This window comes from Zavarzinella formosa DSM 19928, from assembly GCF_000255705.1.
GTDB classification, from domain to species: Bacteria; Planctomycetota; Planctomycetia; order Gemmatales; family Gemmataceae; genus Zavarzinella; species Zavarzinella formosa.
The window spans coordinates 13,538-14,904 of record NZ_JH636441.1 but is presented as its reverse complement, the minus strand read 5'-3'; the positions used below and the strand labels follow the sequence as shown (position 1 = coordinate 14,904).

At 65.9% G+C, this 1,367-nt stretch carries 2 protein-coding genes; one reads left to right on the top strand and one right to left on the bottom strand.

Annotated features, from left to right (window positions below):
• The coding region (locus BGIM_RS64885; RefSeq protein ID WP_040889370.1) for a hypothetical protein at window positions 1–416 on the bottom strand (416 nt) is incomplete at its 3' end.
• Between the two features lie 192 nt (window positions 417–608).
• Here BGIM_RS64885 and BGIM_RS50755 point away from each other — a divergent pair.
• Window positions 609–1,151 (top strand): RNA polymerase sigma factor, encoded by a 543-nt coding sequence (locus tag BGIM_RS50755; protein WP_020470834.1) that lies wholly within the window; start codon window positions 609–611, stop codon window positions 1,149–1,151.
• Window positions 1,152–1,367 lie beyond the last annotated feature (216 nt).

Genomic DNA, 1,367 nt, shown 5'->3' with positions numbered 1-1,367 from the left:
GCGAGGGCCGACCACAGCGGCAGGAGTCCGGCCTGGCCGGCGAAGCGGTCGAGAAACAGGCGGACGGCCTGAAACGCCGGTTCGAGCAGACCCACGCGCAGCATGCCGGGGACTAGAAACACCGCCGTGTGGGCGCTCAGGCCCAACACCTCCGCACCCTTGATTGCCGGGCGGTCCGTGTCGGCCAGCCGGGCGAGGACTTGGTCCTCGTCCCTGCGGACCCGGCAGGCGAGCAACCCGGGCGGTATTGCCCGGCCTGCGGCGCGGCGGTACAATCGCAATTGACTCGCGATTTGAATCTGGCAAGGCTGGTCCGGGGCGGCCAGTTGCCATGCCGCCAACGACGATGTGACGACACCCTCCGCGTGTCGGCAGAGGGTGTCCTGAATCCGGCACTCGATCTGCAGGTTGCGCACAACAAAGTTCTCTCAAAAGGGCGGTCTAGCGGGACTGTAAAAAAAAATCCGCAGAGGTGTGTAACCCGCGCCCCCGCGACACGTCCTCTTACTTGGCGAACAGATTTGCCGGGGGGGAAGTCCGGCGGGGACTCCCTGAGGACGCACCAACCCGGCCGAGGTAACCGGACTTTTTTCACGAGGGCGCCAGCCATGTCAACTCCCGACCCTGACAGCTCAACTCCCAGCCTTCCCGGCAGTCTCCCGGTCGATCCCAAAAAACAGCTTGAGGTGCGCGAGCAACTTCGCCGATGGGTGGCGAGGCGGTTCGGGCCGGAGGTCGGCCCCACGGACGTGGCCGGCGGCGTTTTGGTCAAGGCCTTGGAGCGCCGACGGGACGGGAAGTCCACCCGCGGCATGTTCCGCTGGGCGAGAAACCGGGCGATTGATACGCTCCGAAAACTTCAGTCGGGCGCGAAGGCCGCGTCCTCCCGGCCCGCCCCGGAGGACGCCCCCGGCGTCGGCCGGGAGGTCGAGACGGTGGAGGCGATTGGCATTCTCAAGGACATTCTGAAGACCCTGCCACCCGACAAGCAAGCGTTGTTTGACATGTGGTTTGTCCAAAAGTTGACGCTGAGGCAGATCGCCGAAGTGGTCGGTAAAAATGTCGGCGCGGTGAAAGTGGAGTTGCACCGCCTCAGAAGTCACGTCGCCGAACTCATGAGGCAAAAGGGATGGGAGTGGGGTGACCGATGAGCCGGGAGCGCCCCCCCAGCCGGGTTCTGGCCCCGCCGGCCCGGCGCCGGGACGTTGTGATCGAGGCCTACGTCGCGAAAATTGCCGAGGCCGGCCCGCCCCCGGACCCCGCCACCTTCCTCCGCCGGGCGGGCTTCGCCGCCGATCCCGACGTGATCGCACTTCTGACGAGAGTCCGGGAGGCGTACGAGAAAGAGGTCAAAAACGACTTCGCGG